Annotated in this window: 14 protein-coding genes; 8 read left to right on the forward strand and 6 right to left on the reverse strand. The window is 67.1% G+C overall.

Annotated features, from left to right (window positions below):
* On the forward strand, positions 1-1,058 hold a 1,058-nt coding region (ftsY, locus tag G3N92_RS21125; protein ID WP_206129528.1), incomplete at its 5' end, for a signal recognition particle-docking protein FtsY.
* A gap of 54 nt (positions 1,059-1,112) precedes the next feature.
* On the opposite strand, the gene maiA is transcribed toward ftsY, so the two are convergent.
* Complete coding sequence (maiA, locus tag G3N92_RS21130; RefSeq protein WP_206129529.1) at positions 1,113-1,757, reverse strand: maleylacetoacetate isomerase; 645 nt, start codon at positions 1,755-1,757, stop codon at positions 1,113-1,115.
* Between the two features lie 145 nt (positions 1,758-1,902).
* Here maiA and ybiB point away from each other — a divergent pair, with 145 nt between their 5' ends.
* Positions 1,903-2,883 carry a DNA-binding protein YbiB gene (gene ybiB, locus G3N92_RS21135; protein ID WP_206129530.1) on the forward strand — a complete coding sequence of 327 codons (981 nt, stop codon included), beginning with the start codon at positions 1,903-1,905 and terminating at the stop codon, positions 2,881-2,883.
* A gap of 490 nt (positions 2,884-3,373) precedes the next feature.
* Positions 3,374-5,026 (forward strand): 2-isopropylmalate synthase, encoded by a 1,653-nt coding sequence (gene leuA, locus G3N92_RS21140; protein WP_206129531.1) that lies wholly within the window; start codon positions 3,374-3,376, stop codon positions 5,024-5,026.
* 174 nt (positions 5,027-5,200) lie between these two features.
* Here leuA and G3N92_RS21145 read toward each other — a convergent pair whose 3' ends face one another.
* Together G3N92_RS21145 and G3N92_RS21150 are read right to left on the reverse strand one after the other, a co-directional pair.
* Entirely contained in the window at positions 5,201-5,587 is a 387-nt protein-coding gene (locus G3N92_RS21145) for a nuclear transport factor 2 family protein (RefSeq protein ID WP_206129532.1), read from the reverse strand.
* A 39-nt stretch (positions 5,588-5,626) separates the two neighbouring features.
* Positions 5,627-6,199: an acyloxyacyl hydrolase gene (locus tag G3N92_RS21150; protein WP_206129533.1), complete on the reverse strand. Its 573-nt coding sequence runs from the start codon at positions 6,197-6,199 to the stop codon at positions 5,627-5,629.
* A 364-nt stretch (positions 6,200-6,563) separates the two neighbouring features.
* Here G3N92_RS21150 and rpoH point away from each other — a divergent pair, with 364 nt between their 5' ends.
* Entirely contained in the window at positions 6,564-7,499 is a 936-nt protein-coding gene (gene rpoH, locus G3N92_RS21155; RefSeq protein WP_206129534.1) for an RNA polymerase sigma factor RpoH, read from the forward strand.
* A gap of 212 nt (positions 7,500-7,711) precedes the next feature.
* Here the strand turns inward: rpoH and G3N92_RS21160 are convergent, their stop codons facing one another.
* A complete protein-coding gene (locus tag G3N92_RS21160; RefSeq protein ID WP_206129535.1) occupies positions 7,712-7,867 on the reverse strand; it encodes a hypothetical protein in 156 nt (51 codons plus the stop codon).
* Between G3N92_RS21160 and cydP the strand changes: the two genes are divergently transcribed.
* From cydP to cydX, 4 genes are read left to right on the forward strand one after another with little or no spacing between them, the layout of a single operon-like run.
* Positions 7,866-8,135, forward strand: coding sequence for a cytochrome oxidase putative small subunit CydP (gene cydP, locus G3N92_RS21165; RefSeq protein WP_206129536.1), 270 nt, complete (start codon positions 7,866-7,868; stop codon positions 8,133-8,135). The genes G3N92_RS21160 and cydP overlap by 2 nt on opposite strands.
* Positions 8,125-9,699 carry a cytochrome ubiquinol oxidase subunit I gene (locus G3N92_RS21170; protein WP_206129537.1) on the forward strand — a complete coding sequence of 525 codons (1,575 nt, stop codon included), beginning with the start codon at positions 8,125-8,127 and terminating at the stop codon, positions 9,697-9,699. The genes cydP and G3N92_RS21170 overlap by 11 nt, the downstream gene beginning before the upstream one ends.
* A 37-nt stretch (positions 9,700-9,736) precedes the next feature.
* A complete protein-coding gene (gene cydB / locus G3N92_RS21175; protein ID WP_206129538.1) occupies positions 9,737-10,873 on the forward strand; it encodes a cytochrome d ubiquinol oxidase subunit II in 1,137 nt (378 codons plus the stop codon).
* 28 nt (positions 10,874-10,901) lie between these two features.
* Positions 10,902-11,021 carry a cytochrome bd-I oxidase subunit CydX gene (gene cydX / locus G3N92_RS21180; RefSeq protein ID WP_206129539.1) on the forward strand — a complete coding sequence of 40 codons (120 nt, stop codon included), beginning with the start codon at positions 10,902-10,904 and terminating at the stop codon, positions 11,019-11,021.
* 117 nt (positions 11,022-11,138) lie between these two features.
* On the opposite strand, the gene nagE is transcribed toward cydX, so the two are convergent.
* Together nagE and ptsP are read right to left on the reverse strand one after the other, a co-directional pair.
* Positions 11,139-12,956: an N-acetylglucosamine-specific PTS transporter subunit IIBC gene (nagE, locus tag G3N92_RS21185; protein ID WP_206129540.1), complete on the reverse strand. Its 1,818-nt coding sequence runs from the start codon at positions 12,954-12,956 to the stop codon at positions 11,139-11,141.
* 84 nt (positions 12,957-13,040) lie between these two features.
* A partial coding sequence (gene ptsP / locus G3N92_RS21190) for a phosphoenolpyruvate--protein phosphotransferase (protein WP_241014931.1) occupies positions 13,041-14,812 on the reverse strand: 1,772 nt, incomplete at its 5' end.

Below are 14,812 nucleotides of genomic sequence, written 5' to 3' on the forward strand. Positions count from 1 at the left end.
AGCCGGCCGAGCCGGCGCCTGCCGCCCCCATTGCCCCGGCGCCGCAAGCCGCGCCGCCCGCGGTCAGCACGCCTGCGCCCTCGCCCGCACCGGTTTCCGCACCGCCCGCGGCCAGCACCGCAGTCGAAATCGTCCCGCCGCCCGCACCCGAGCCGGCTGCCAAGAAATCGTGGATCGCGCGCCTGCGCTCGGGCCTGTCCAAGACGAGCTCGAACCTGACGAACGTGTTCGTCAGCACCAAGATCGACGAAGACCTCTACGAGGAACTCGAAACCGCGCTGCTGATGTCCGACGCGGGCGTGGACGCCACCGAATACCTGCTCGGCGCGCTGCGCGAGCGCGTCAAGACGCAACGCCTGACCGATCCGCAGCAGGTCAAGGCGGCGCTGCGCGCGCTGCTAGTCGAATTGCTCCAGCCGCTCGAGAAATCGCTGATGCTCGGCCGCGCGCAGCCGTTCGTGATGATGATCGCGGGCGTCAACGGCGCGGGCAAGACCACCAGCATCGGCAAGCTGGCCAAGCATCTGCAGAGCTTCAACCAGTCGGTGCTGCTCGCGGCCGGCGACACGTTCCGCGCCGCCGCGCGCGAACAGCTCGCGATCTGGGGCGAGCGCAACAACGTCACGGTGGTGCAGCAGGAAAGCGGCGATCCGGCCGCGGTGATCTTCGATGCGGTGGGCGCCGCGCGCGCGCGCAAGATCGACGTGGTGATGGCCGACACGGCCGGCCGGCTGCCCACGCAGTTGCATCTGATGGAAGAACTGCGCAAGGTCAAGCGCGTGGTCGGCAAGGCGCAGGCCGACGCGCCGCACGAGGTGCTGCTCGTGATCGACGCGAACACGGGCCAGAACGCGCTCGCCCAGGTCAAGGCCTTCGACGACGCGCTCGGCCTGACGGGCCTGATCGTCACCAAGCTCGACGGCACCGCGAAGGGCGGCATCCTGGCCGCGATCGCGCGCCAGCGGCCGGTGCCGGTGTATTTCATCGGCGTCGGCGAGAAGGTGGAAGACCTGCAGCCGTTCAGCGCCGAGGAATTCGCGGACGCGCTGCTGGGCTGAGCCCGCGCCGCCCGGCTTTGCCCCCACGAGGACGCCGCGGCGTCCTCGTGGCGTTTACTCGGCGTCCGGCTGCGCGTCGGGCGCGGCCGCGCGGAAGGCGTCGAGCGTCATCGCGTGCGCGTGGATGCGCGCGAGCGTCGGGTACGGCGCCAGATCGACCTCGAAGCGCTGCGCGTTGTAGATCTGCGGGATCAGGCACAGGTCGGCCAGCGTCGGCGTATCGCCATACGACAGCTTGCCGGTGCGCGGATCGCTGGCCAGCCGCGTTTCCAGCGCCGCGAACCCCTGCTCGATCCAGTGGCGATACCACGCGTTCTTCGCCTCCTCGGGCACGCCGAGCGTGCGCTTCAGGTAACGCAGCACGCGCAGGTTGTCGAGCGGATGGATCTCGCAGGCGATCTGCAGGGCGATCGCCCGCACATGCGCGCGATCGGCCGCCGAGCGCGGCAGCAGCGGCGGCTCGGGCACCGTCTCGTCGAGATATTCGATGATCGCGAGCGACTGCTGCAGCGTGGCGTCGCCGTCGACGAGCGTGGGCACCAGCGCGTCGGGGTTGAGCGCGCGGTACGCGTCCTGCAGTTGCTCGCCGCCGCCGCGCAGCATGTGCACCGCGCGATAATCGAACGGCAGCCCCTTCAAATGCAGCGCGATGCGCACGCGATACGACGCGGAACTGCGGAAATAGCTGTACAGCTTCATCGGTTCCTCCTCCCGGATGCGATTCGTCATTGTGCCGCCGTGCGTTTGCCAGAATGCCGCAAATGCGGTATTCAGTGGGCTTCCCGCATACCCGGGCCGGCGCGCGCCGTTGCCGCGACGCGCCGCCCCCAGCCGCCAAGCCTCGATGACCGACGTCCGCCCCCATTCCGCTCCGACCGAACCGTTTCCGTGCGCCCGCTTCATCAAGGAGATCGGCCGCGGCCCGCACGGCGCCCGCGCGCTGTCGACCGACGACACGTTCGCGCTCTACCAGGCGATGCTCGACGGCCGCGTGTCGGACGTCGAACTCGGCGCGGTGCTGATCGCCTATCGGCTCAAGGGCGAATCGGCCGAGGAACTGGCCGCGATGCTGGCCGCCGCGCATGCGTCGTTCGCGCCGCTCGCCGTGCAACCGGGCGCCTACCGGCCGGTATCGATTCCGAGCTACAACGGCGCCCGCAAGCAACCGAACCTGGTGCCGCTGCTCGCGCTGCTGCTGGCGCGCGAAGGCGTGCCGGTGCTGGTGCACGGCGTGAGCGTCGATCCGGGCCGCGTGACCAGCGCCGAAATCTTCGCCGAGCTGGCGATGCCGGCCGCCGCCACGCCGGCCGACGCCGAGCGCGATCTGGCCGAACGCCGCGTCGCCTTCATGCCGCTCGACGCGCTCGCGCCGAAGCTCGCGCGCCTGCTCGAGCTGCGCCGCGTGCTCGGCGTGCGCAACTCCACGCATACGCTGGTCAAGCTGCTGCAGCCGTTCGCGCCGCTCGGCCTGCGGCTCGTCAATTACACGCATCCGCCGTATCGCGACAGCCTCGCGCAGTTGTTCCGCGAGCACCCCGACGCGGCCGCGGGCGGCGCGCTGCTGGCGCGCGGCACCGAAGGCGAGGCGGTGGCCGACACGCGCCGTCAGGTGCAGGTCGACTGGCTGCACGACGGAATCTGCGAAACCCTGATCGAACCGGAACGTTCATCGCCCGATGCGCCCGCCGTCGATCTGCCCGAATCGAAGGACGCGGCAACCACCGCCGCCTGGACGCGCGCCGTGCTGAACGGCGAGACGCCGGTGCCCGACGCGCTCGCGCGGCAAATCGACACGATCCTGCGCGTCGCCCGCATCGCCGGCTGAACGGTCGCCCGGCTGCGGCCGGCGCGGCATCGCTCGATTTGGGGCCGATGCACGTCGGTCTCGATCGCGCCCACGGCGCGCCGGCACGCCACCGGTTGGCCGATTCGCGCGCATATTCGGCCGATTCGCGACAAGCCGCCACCACACTGCCGATTGACAACGCGAAACGACTTCGAATACAGTTATAGCCATGCGTTCCTTTCCGAACCCCCTCCGAATTACCTCCGGCCGCCTAGCGCGGTCGCTATCGCTACGACTAGCGTAAAGCTGTCGTAGCGCCGTGCATCCCGCGCGGTCCCCCCTAGCAGTTCTCGCAGCACCTTCTCGCCGTATTTAACCCTGTAGTCGTCAGCCGTCGTTCGTCCATCCGTCGAGCGGCCGCGAAGATCCGCCGCACCGTCACGCGACCTCGCGTACCCGTGCGCAGGCAGCGTCACCGAATCCGTTGCCGCCCCTCTTCGCTCGCGACTGAAATCGCCTTGAGGCCAAGATGAAGCGCAACCCCGCAGACAAGTACCGCCCGTTCGAACCCGTACGCCTGAACGGCCGCAAGTGGCCGAGCCGCACGATCGAACGTGCGCCGGTCTGGATGAGCACCGATCTCCGCGACGGCAACCAGTCGCTGATCGAGCCGATGAGCATCGAACAGAAGCTCGAATTCTTCGAGATGCTGGTGGCGATCGGCTTCAAGGAGATCGAAGTCGGGTTCCCGTCGGCCTCGCAGACGGATTACGACTTCGTGCGCAAGCTCATCGACGAGAAGCGGATTCCGGACGACGTGACGATCGAGGTGCTGGTGCAGTCCCGCGAGGATCTGATCGTGCGCACGTTCGAGGCGCTCGACGGCGTGCAGCGCGCGATCGTCCACCTCTACAACGCCACCTGCCCGTCGTTCCGCAAGATCGTGTTCGGCCTGTCGAAGGACGACGTCAAGGCGCTCGCCGTGAACGGCACGCGCATGATCAAGGAACAGGCCGAGGCCCGCCCCGGCACGCATTGGACCTACCAATACTCGCCCGAAACGTTCAGCATGACCGAGCTGACCTTCGTGCGCGAAGTGTGCGACGCCGTCGCGCAAACCTGGCGCCCGACGCGCGATCACAAGATGATCGTGAACCTCCCGGCCACCGTCGAGGCCGCCACGCCGAACGTGTTCGCCGACCAGATCGAATGGATGGACCGCAACCTCGGCTACCGCGACAGCATCGTCTTGTCGGTGCATCCGCACAACGACCGCGGCACCGCGGTGGCCGCCGCCGAACTGGCCTTGCTGGCCGGCGCGGACCGCATCGAAGGCTGCCTGTTCGGCAACGGCGAACGCACCGGCAACGTGGACCTCGTCACGCTCGCGCTGAACCTCTACACGCAGGGCATCGATCCGGGCCTCGATTTCTCCGACATCGACGCGGTGCGCCGCGTGGTCGAGCGCTGCAACCAGTTGCCGGTGCACCCGCGTCATCCGTACGCCGGCGACCTCGTGTTCACGGCGTTCTCGGGCTCGCACCAGGACGCGATCCGCAAGGGCTTCGCGCAGCAGCAGCCCGACGCGATCTGGGAAGTGCCCTACTTGCCGATCGATCCGGCCGATCTCGGCCGCAGCTACGACGCCGTGATTCGCGTCAACAGCCAGTCCGGCAAGGGCGGCGCCACCTACCTGCTCGAACGCGGCATGGGCTTCACGCCGCCGCGCCGCGTGCAGATCGAGTTCAGCCATGCCGTGCAAACGGTGGCCGATCAATCCGGCGAGGAAGTGACCGGCGACGCGATCTGCTCGCTGTTCCATCGCGAATACTTCGAAACCACCGGGCCGGCCGCGCGCGTCGGCGGCACGATGAGCTGGGAGCGCCACGAGATTGCGGCCGGCGGCGCGATCGCGGGCGATGCGACGCCCGAAGCGGTGGTGGCCCAGGCCGCCGCGGCCTTCGCCGGCGCAGCGGGCGCCGACATCGAGGTGGCCTCGGTCGAGACGGTGCGCGCTACCGACGGACGCACGGCCGTGTTCGTCGGCATCAAGATGGGCGAGGCAGCGATGCGCTACGGCGTGGGTGTGCATGCGGAGCCGGTGGTAGCCGCAATCGATGCGGTGACCAGCGCGATCAACCGCTCCGACTGGCACTGCTCGGACCACCGCGCAGCCGCCTGATTCACCCCAAGGAATACGGCAGGCCGACCGGCCGCACACGGTCGGCACGCAATGCGCAACCGACGCGCAGGCCGGGCGATCCCCGGCAGGCATGAACGGAAAGGCGGCCCGACAGGCCGCCCCGATGAAACCGCAAGGATGCGACGAGCATCCGCCCACCCGCGAACGACGGGATCAGGTTTCGGTTGCGCAGCGCGTTGCGTGCCAGGCGAGCAGCCGCCACTGGCCGCGTTCCTGAGCCTGCAGCGAGGTGTAGGCGATCGGAAACACGATGCCGCCGTTGTTCGCCTCGAGCTCCACGATCACCCGCCCGGTCACGACGAACGCGTCGCCGCCCACCGGCATCACCTCCTGCGACTGCACCTCGATCTGGCGATAGCGGCGGCGTCCGGCCAGGATCGCGTCGATGAACTGCTGTTTCGACTCGCGCTTGCCGTTGGTGTGCACGTAATAGACGTTGTCGGACAGCAGGGCGTCGAGCGCCTCGCCGTCGCCTTCGACCATCGCGCGAAACCGGTCGCGTTCGAGCGCCCGGATCGCCTCCATCTGCTTTTCCGCCATCGCCGCACTCCCCGGCCTCGCGCCTGCCGCGCGTGCCGCTCAGAAGTTGTACTGCAAGTAGATTTGGCTGAAATTTATACCAGGATTCGGATCTTTGATACTGGCGTTTGATTCGTGCTGGAAACGAAAGCCGGCCAGATACTGCTGATGCGCGCCGAACTGCGCGCCGACGCCCACCATGTCGGCGAACTGGAATGCCGTCGACATCGTGTAATTGGTGGCGATCGTCGGGTGAGTCAGCAGACGCAGGCCCACGCCGCCCTCGACGAACGGCCGCACATAGCCGGTACGCTTGATGAAGCGAACCACCGGCGTGACGCCGAATTCGCCGATATCGGCATGCACGGCGCGGTCGCCGCCGTAATGCCAGTAGGACACGTGGCCTTCTGCCACGAACGTGAAGTGCCAATCGCCGATCTGCCACCACGACCAGCCCGGATCCCACACCACGCCGAGATCGACTTTCTTCATGTCGTGATTGGCGACGCCGCCGGCCAGTTGCACCCCCCAACGGTCGGCCATGGCCGCATTCGATCCGCCCGCCAGCACGGCTGCCAGCGCCACGCCTGTCAGCCATCGTCCCGCTCCGGGACTGTTCTTCTTGTTGTGCATCCGTTACTCCAGATTCCGGGGTTGAATGGAGCGTCGGCAACATGTCACGTTACCGACTCAAAAACGAAGTGCATCTTATGGTATCGGAGATTTCTTAGCGGCATCGCTCCGCGAAATGGTTTGCTTCGCAATCGACAAGAATCAAAATCCTGTGCCCGAAAACTCACGAATTGCCGATGATTTGAATCGGCAGCAACCCTGACGGGAAGGGTGTACTATCAATACGTATTTTTTGATAGAGAGGCAGGAACTCGAATGGCCCTGTCGCCTCTAAGTGTTTAGCACTCACTTGGCGAGAGTGCTAAGATGAGCTTGGTGGAATCGCCTAGTAACGGGGAATGTCCCTGATTCCAAAGGAGTTTAAGTGAGCAACGCTCTGACCCTTCCGAATATTCTTGGCTCGGCGCCTGCGAAAGCCTCGTCGGCAGGCTCGCTGGCGCTCGCGTCCCAATCGATGCTGCCGGGCCAGCTCGGCAACATCGACGCCTATATCCAGGCAACCAACCGGATTCCGATGCTGACGCTCGACGAAGAGCGTCAATACGCCACGGAATTCCGCGACCAGAACAACCTCGATTCGGCTCGCCGGCTGGTGCTGTCGCACCTGCGGCTGGTCGTGTCGATCGCGCGCAACTACCTCGGCTACGGGCTGCCGCACGGCGACCTGATCCAGGAAGGCAACATCGGCCTGATGAAGGCCGTCAAGCGCTTCGATCCGAACCAGAACGTCCGTCTCGTCTCGTACGCGATCCACTGGATCAAGGCCGAGATCCACGAGTACATCCTGCGCAACTGGCGCATGGTGAAGGTCGCCACGACCAAGGCGCAGCGCAAGCTGTTCTTCAACCTGCGCAGCCACAAGAAGGGCTTGCAGGCAATGACGCCCGAGGAAATCGAAGGCCTCGCGCAGGAGCTGAACGTCAAGCGCGAAGAAGTGGCCGAGATGGAAACGCGCCTGTCGGGTGGCGACATCGCGCTCGAAGGGCAGGTCGACGACGGCGAGGAATCGTTCGCCCCGATCGCCTACCTGGCCGATTCGCATAACGAGCCGACCGCCGTGATCGCCGCGCGTCAGCGGGATCGTCTGCAAACGGACGGCATCTCGGAAGCGCTCGAATCGCTCGATGCGCGCAGCCGCCGCATCATCGAGGCGCGCTGGCTCCATGTCGACGACGATGGCTCGGGCGGCTCGACGCTGCACGATCTGGCCGCCGAGTTCGGCGTGTCGGCCGAACGGATCCGCCAGATCGAAGCCAGCGCGATGAAGAAGATGCGCGCCGCGCTCGCCGAATACGCGTAACCGCCCGAGGCCGATTGCTCGGCCCTGCGTGATCAAAGCCCGCTGTCTTGCGACAGCGGGCTTTTTGTTTTGGCGCGCGGCCACGTTGCGCCACCGTCTCCAGTGCATTCTTCCCGCCGCTCGCCGAGTGCCGTCCTATAACTAGAAATATTCGGCAATCCGTAGGATTTATCTAAGTCAGATTCGCGATTTAGCACGGCACTTGCGGCACATCAAACGCAAATCGCGATTTCGCGACCGTCCGCCGCAGCTTGCGAAGCAATTATCGCAACGCACAATTTTAAAATTTCGGTGTTCCCTCCGCGCGCCCGCACGGCGCGGCGGGCAATACGAAACCAGCCAATCCAGAGCGCCGCCCCATCGATCATGTCGTTGCTCCTCACGCCCAAACCCGCACCGCGCGACGCGTCGCGCACGCTGCGCACACGCCTCGTCGCCTGGGCCAAAGGGCCGACGCTCGTGCGCGATTTGTCGCTCGTGCTGGCCATCAAGCTGGTTCTGCTGATGGCGCTCAAGTACGCCTTCTTCAATCACCCGCAGGCGGATCACATGCAATTGCCGCCTGCCGTCGTTGCCGCCCGTCTGCTCGGGCCAACCACCCCTGATTCCTCCAAGGGAGACCACCATGATCAGTAGCGAAGTCGTCGATCTGTCGCGACTGCAGTTCGGCATCACAGCGCTCTACCATTTCCTGTTCGTTCCGCTCACGCTCGGCATGTCCTGGCTGCTCGTGATCATGGAAACCGTCTACGTCATGACGGGCAAGCAGGTCTACAAGGACATGACGCAGTTCTGGGGCAAGCTGTTCGGCATCAATTTCGCGATGGGCGTGACCACCGGCATCACGCTCGAATTCCAGTTCGGCACGAACTGGTCGTACTACTCGCACTACGTCGGCGACATCTTCGGCGTGCCGCTCGCCGTCGAAGGGCTGATGGCCTTCTTCCTCGAATCCACGTTCGTCGGGCTGTTCTTCTTCGGCTGGAACAAGCTGTCGAAGGTCAAGCACCTGATGGTCACGTTCCTCGTGGCGGTCGGCTCGAACCTGTCGGCGTTGTGGATCCTCGTCGCGAACGGCTGGATGAACAACCCGGTCGGCGCGCAGTTCAACTACCAGACCATGCGGATGGAGCTGTCGAGCCTGTTCGACGTGCTGTTCAATCCGGTCGCGCAGGTCAAGTTCGTGCACACGGTGTCGGCAGGCTACGTCACGGCGTCGATGTTCGTGCTGGGCGTGTCCGCGTGGTATCTGCTGCGCGGTCGCGACACGGCGTTCGCGCTGCGCTCGTTCGCGGTGGCCGCCGGCTTCGGGCTGGCCTCCACGCTGTGCGTGATCGTGCTCGGCGACGAATCCGGCTACACCACCGGCGAAGTGCAGCAGGTCAAGCTGGCGGCGATCGAATCGGAATGGGATACGGCCCCGGCGCCGGCCGCGTTCACGCTCTTCGGGATTCCGAACCAGAAGGAACAGCGCACCGATTACGCGATCCGCATTCCCTACGCGCTCGGGCTGATCGCCACGCGCTCGATCGACGAGCCGGTGGTGGGCCTCAACGATCTGATCAAGCGCAGCGAGGATCACATCCGCAGCGGCATGATCGCCTATGCGGCCCTGCAGAAGCTGAAGGCCGGCGATACGAGCGAGGCCACGCGCGCCAGCTTCGACGCGCACAAGACCTATCTCGGCTACGGGCTGATGCTCAAGCAGTTCACGAACAACGTCACGGACGCCACGCCGCAGCAAATCGCCGAAGCGGCGAAGAAAACCATCCCGCCCGTCGCGCCGGTGTTCTTCTCGTTCCGGCTGATGGTGCTGCTCGGCGTGATGATGCTCGTCACCTTCGTGCTGGCGTTCTGGTACTGCGCGCGGCGCGAACTGCTCAAGCCGCAGCGCCGCTGGTTCCTGCGCTGGGCCGTCTGGGCGATTCCGCTGCCGTGGCTGGCCGTGGAATTCGGCTGGGTGGTGGCCGAAGTGGGCCGCCAGCCGTGGACCATCGCCGGCATTTTGCCGACGCACCTGTCCGCATCGAGCCTCACGCCCACCGATCTATACCTGAGCCTCGCCGGTTTCATCCTGTTCTACACGGCGCTGTTCGTGATCGAAATCACGCTGATGTTCAAGTACGCGCGCCTCGGCCCCTCCTCGCTGCACACCGGCCGTTATCACCACGAGCAGCCGCAAGCGGCGCCGGCCGCCTGATGCGCGCCCCTTCACCGAAACCGAACAAGGAATCGTCATGGATTACGCAACTCTGAAGGTGATCTGGTGGGTGCTGGTCGGCACGCTGCTGATCGGCTTCGCCCTTACCGACGGCTTCGACATGGGCGCCACCGCGCTGCTGCCGTTCCTCGGCAAGACCGACGACGAGCGCCGCATTATCGTCAACACCGTCGGCGCGACCTGGGAAGGCAATCAGGTGTGGTTGATCACGGCCGGCGGCGCGATGTTCGCCGCGTGGCCGCTCGTGTATGCCGCGTCGTTCTCGGGCTTCTACTTCGCGATGCTGCTGGTGCTGTTCGCGCTGTTCTTCCGGCCGGTCGGCTTCGACTACCGCAGCAAGCGCAGCGATCCGCGCTGGCGCGCGGGCTGGGATTGGGGCCTGTTCATCGGCGGCTTCGTGCCGGCGCTGGTGTTCGGCGTGGCGTTCGGCAACCTGCTGCAAGGCGTGCCGTTCGCGTTCGACAGCGACCTGCGCGTCACGTATACGGGCAGCTTCTGGGCGCTGCTGAACCCGTTCGCGCTGTTGTGCGGGCTGGTGTCGCTGACGATGCTGGTCGCGCACGGCGCCGCGTTCATCCGCATGAAGACCGACGGCATCATCGCGCGCCGTGCGGCACGGGCGCTGCGCATCGCGGCCATCGTCGCGATCGTGCTGTTCGCGCTGGCCGGCGCGCTGATCTGCACGTCGATCGGCGGCTACCAGATCACGCAGGCCGCGCCGTTCGACACCGTGGCCAACCCGCTGCTCAAGCAGGTCGCGGCCGGCCACGGCCTCTGGCTCGCCAACTATCACACCTATCCGTGGATGGCGATCGCGCCGGCCCTAGCGTTCCTCGGCGGCGTGCTGGCCGCCCTGCTCGCCGGCTCGCGCTTCGAGAAAACGGCGTTTCTCTGCACGAGCCTGCTGATCGTCGGCGTGATTCTGACGGCCGGCTTCTCGATGTTCCCGTTCATCATGCCGTCCTCGATCGACCCGCGCAGCAGCCTGACCGTCTGGGATTCGACGTCGAGCCATCTGACGCTCGAAGTGATGCTGGTGGCCGTGATCGTGTTCCTGCCGCTGATCCTGCTCTACACGAGCTGGGTCTATCGCGTGTTGCGCGGCAAGATCACCACGCAGGTGATCAACGACAACAGCCATTCGATGTACTGACCGAACCGCTCTCTACCGGAGATACGACATGTGGTATTTCACCTGGATCCTCGGCATCGGCGTCGCGCTGTCGTTCGGCGTGATCAACGCGATGTGGCTCGAATCGCACGAAGCCCACGAAACGCAAGCGAAGGGCGGCGATCGCTGATCGCAGCCCGGCTTGCCGGCCGCGCACGTTGCAGCACCTCGAACGATGCGCGGCCCTGAAAACGCAGAAGGCGCCCAATGGGCGCCTTCTGTCATTTGCTTACCGCAAGAAAACCGCTCAAGCCGGCTGTACGGCCGGGCCACCCGCGCCCGTCGGCGGCAGGCGCGTGGACAGTTGCTGCGCGTAGCGCGAAGCCGCCGCGCCGCAGACGATGTGGAACGTGTCGGTCGACACCCAGGCCACGTCGACACTCGACAGGCGCTCGCGATCGACAGCCGACGGGTCGCGCACCACCACGCGCAGCCGCGTCGCGGCCACCGTCTCGAGCGACAGCACGTTGGTCGCGCCGCCGAACACGGCCAGCCAGCGCATCGGATCGGGATCGAGCGGGCCCGGCTCGGCGGCCGGGGCCGCCGACGTTGCCACGGTAGGGGCCGCCACCACGGCCGGCGTCGGGGCCACGGCCGCTGCCGCCTCGCCCCCCGTTGCGTTGCCGATCGCGGTGCGGATCTCGTCGGCGATCAGGTCGGCTTCCGGCCCGATGATCACCTGCACGCTGCTGCCGCCGCGCTTGAGCACGCCGCGCGCGCCGATCGCCTTGAGGCCGGCTTCCGACACCTTCTCGGGATCGACCACCGACAGACGCAGACGCGTCGTGCAGGCGTCGACGACCGAAAGGTTGTCCGCGCCGCCGAGCGCCGCGATATAGCGCACCGCACGCGGCGCCGAGCTCGGCGCAAGCGCCGCGCCAACCGGCGCCGCACCGCCCATCGCACCGCCGGCCGCGGCCGGCACGCTCGCCGCCGGCACGTCGGCCGCCACCGGCTCACGGCCCGGCGTGGCCATGTTGAACTTGCGGATGAAGAAACGGAACAGCCCGTAGTACGCCACGGCGTAGACGATGCCGAGCGGAATCGCGATCCAGCCCTTCGTCGACAGCCCGTAGTTCAGCACGTAATCGATCGCGCCGGCCGAGAACGTGAAGCCGAGCTTCACGCCGAGCAACTGGCAGATCGCGAGCGACAGGCCCGTCAGCAGCGCGTGGATCACGTAGAGCACCGGCGCGAGGAACATGAAGCTGAATTCGATCGGCTCGGTCACGCCCGTCAGGAACGAGGTCAGCGCCATCGAGAACAGCAGGCCGCCCACCATCGCGCGGCGCTCCTTCGGCGCCTCGTGGAACATCGCCAGGCACGCGGCCGGCAGGCCGAACATCATGATCGGGAAGAAGCCCGCCATGAAGCCGCCCGCGGTCGGATCGCCGGCGAAGAAGCGGTGCAGATCGCCCGTCACCGCCGCGCCGCCGCCCGGCGGCGTGAAGTTGCCGAACACGAACCACACGAGCGAATTGATGATGTGGTGCAGGCCCGTGACGAGCAGCAGCCGGTTCAGGAAACCGTAGACGAACGCGCCGATCGCGCCGGCCGTGATCAGCCAATGGCCGGCGGCGTCGATCAGGGCCTGGATCGGCCCCCAGATGTAGCCGAACACGATCCCGAGCACCACGCACACCAGCCCCGTGACGATCGGCACGAAGCGCTTGCCGCCGAAGAACGCGAGGTAGTCGGGCAGCTTGATGTCCTTGTAGCGGTTGTAGAGCAGCCCCGCCACGATGCCCGCGATGATCCCGGACAGCACGCCCATGTTCAGCTTCGGGTCGATGTCCTTCATGATCGCGGTTTCGATCAGATAGCCGATCGCGCCCGCGAGCGCCGCCACGCCGTTGTTGTCCTTCGCGAAGCCCACCGCCACGCCGATCGCGAACAGCAGCGGCAGGTTGTCGAAGACGGCGCCGCCAGCGTCGGCAATCATCTTGATGTTGAGCACGTCCGACTGCCCGAGCCGCAGCAGGATGCCCGCCACGGGCAGCACCGCGATCGGCAGCATCAGCGCCCGGCCCAGGCTCTGTATTTTCAGAAACGGGTTCCCGTCCATTCAGACCTCCAAATCATCTCGTCTTTCGTTGTTGATGTATGTATTGCGAAGGGAACTACGGCGCGAATCGGGCTTCGGCAGGCGTCAGTCCTGCGGCCAGATTTCGCGACTGGCCGCCCGCACCGCCTGCGCGGATTCGAGCGACAACAGATCCTGGGCGCGCTGGCGGCACAGCGCGTAGTCGAGGCCGCGCACGCGCGCCTTGATGCCCGGCACCGACACCGGATCGACCGACAGCTCGGTCACGCCGAGGCCGACAAGAACCGGCACCGCGGCCGGATCGCCGCCGAGCGCGCCGCACACGCCCACCCACTTGCCGTGCTTCTCGGCGCCGCGCACCGTCGCATCGACGAGCCGCAGCACGGCCGGATGCAGGCCGTCGGCGAGCGCGGCCAGATCGGCCTGGCAGCGGTCCATCGCCAGCGTGTACTGGGTCAGGTCGTTGGTACCGATCGACAGGAAATCCGCGTGCTGCGCGAGCTGGTCGGCCAGCAGCGCGGCCGACGGCACCTCGATCATCACGCCCACCTCGATCGGCTCGGTGCGGCCCATCTCGCGCGCGAAGCCGTCGATGCGCTCGCGGATCCGCACCAGTTCGGCGGCATCGGTCACCATCGGCAGCAGAATGCGCACCGCGCCGAGCGGCTGCACGGCGAGCAGGCCGCGCAACTGGTCGTCGAGCAGATCGGGGCGCAGTTGCGCGAGCCGGATGCCGCGCAGGCCGAGCGCCGGGTTCGGCTCGGGCGGCAGCGTCAGGTAATCGACTTCCTTGTCCGCGCCGACGTCGAGCGTGCGGATGATCGCCGTACGGCCCTGCAGCGCATCGACGATCGATTGATAGCTGTCGCGATGCTCGTCGGTGGTCGGGGCGGCCTGGCGGTGGATGAACATCAGCTCGGTGCGCAGCAGGCCGACCGCGTCGGCGCCGTTCTCGACGGCCGTCTTCGCGTCGTCGAGCGTGGCGATGTTGGCGGCCACCTCGATGCGGCGCGCATCGGCCGTGCTCGCGGCCTCGCCCGACTGGCGGCGGTTCGCCTCGCGCACGCCGGCCAGGCGCTGACGCTCGAGGCGCGCGCGCTCGACGTCGAGCGCCGTGGGCGCATATTCGAGCCGCCCGGCGGTGGCATCGACCACCACCTGGGTGCGATCGGGAATCGCGAACAGCGCGTCGCCCACGGCCACCAGCGCGGGAATGCCGAGCTGGCGCGCGATGATCGCCGCGTGCGAGGTCGCGCCGCCGCGCGCCATCACGAGCGCGGTCACGCGCTGGCGATCGAGCGAGGACAGATCGGACGGCGTGAATTCGTCGGCGGCCAGCACCGCTTCGTCCGGCAGCTCGCGCGCCGCCGTGCCGGCGGTCAGGCCGAGCGCGCGCAGCACGCGTTTTTCGATGTCGCGCAGATCGGTGGCGCGTTCGGCCAGCAGCGGATCGTCGAGCCCGCCGAGCACGGCGATCTGCGCGCGGATCGTTTCGCGCCAGGCGAAGCCCGCGCTCTTGCCGAGGCTGATCTGGTCGCGCGCCGCGTCGATCAGCGCCGGATCCTCGAGCAGCACGCGATGCACGGCGAAGATGCCGGCCTCGCCCACCGCGCCGCGCTGCGAAGCGCTGCGCACGGTGTGTTCGAGTTCGGCGTCGATGGCCGCGAGCGCGTTGTCGAGCAGGCGGCTTTCGGCGGCCGGCGTGCCGCTCGCCCGTTCGGGCGGCGTCAGGTCGGCTTCGTCCCAGCGCACCAGTTGGCCGACGGCGATGCCGGGGCCGGCGCACACGCCGGCCAGCGTGTTCGGATCGAGCGGCGTGCCGGGCGCGCGCGCGGCCATCTTCGGCGCCGGAAAGGCCTCGCGCGTCGGACGCGCCT

This window comes from Burkholderia sp. Ac-20379, assembly GCF_017104645.1.
Taxonomy (GTDB): Bacteria; Pseudomonadota; Gammaproteobacteria; order Burkholderiales; family Burkholderiaceae; genus Burkholderia.

What these genes read in the sequence shown, in the direction of transcription:
- maiA (WP_206129529.1), bottom strand. Translation starts at nt 1,757, where the DNA reads ATGAAGCTGTACAGCTATTTCCGCAGTTCCGCGTCGTATCGCGTGCGC.
- ybiB (WP_206129530.1), top strand. Translation starts at nt 1,903, where the DNA reads ATGACCGACGTCCGCCCCCATTCCGCTCCGACCGAACCGTTTCCGTGC.
- leuA (WP_206129531.1), top strand. Translation starts at nt 3,374, where the DNA reads ATGAAGCGCAACCCCGCAGACAAGTACCGCCCGTTCGAACCCGTACGC.
- G3N92_RS21145 (WP_206129532.1), bottom strand. Translation starts at nt 5,587, where the DNA reads ATGGCGGAAAAGCAGATGGAGGCGATCCGGGCGCTCGAACGCGACCGG.
- G3N92_RS21150 (WP_206129533.1), bottom strand. Translation starts at nt 6,199, where the DNA reads ATGCACAACAAGAAGAACAGTCCCGGAGCGGGACGATGGCTGACAGGC.
- cydP (WP_206129536.1), top strand. Translation starts at nt 7,866, where the DNA reads ATGTCGTTGCTCCTCACGCCCAAACCCGCACCGCGCGACGCGTCGCGC.
- G3N92_RS21160 (WP_206129535.1), bottom strand. Translation starts at nt 7,867, where the DNA reads ATGATCGATGGGGCGGCGCTCTGGATTGGCTGGTTTCGTATTGCCCGC.
- G3N92_RS21170 (WP_206129537.1), top strand. Translation starts at nt 8,125, where the DNA reads ATGATCAGTAGCGAAGTCGTCGATCTGTCGCGACTGCAGTTCGGCATC.
- cydB (WP_206129538.1), top strand. Translation starts at nt 9,737, where the DNA reads ATGGATTACGCAACTCTGAAGGTGATCTGGTGGGTGCTGGTCGGCACG.
- cydX (WP_206129539.1), top strand. Translation starts at nt 10,902, where the DNA reads ATGTGGTATTTCACCTGGATCCTCGGCATCGGCGTCGCGCTGTCGTTC.
- nagE (WP_206129540.1), bottom strand. Translation starts at nt 12,956, where the DNA reads ATGGACGGGAACCCGTTTCTGAAAATACAGAGCCTGGGCCGGGCGCTG.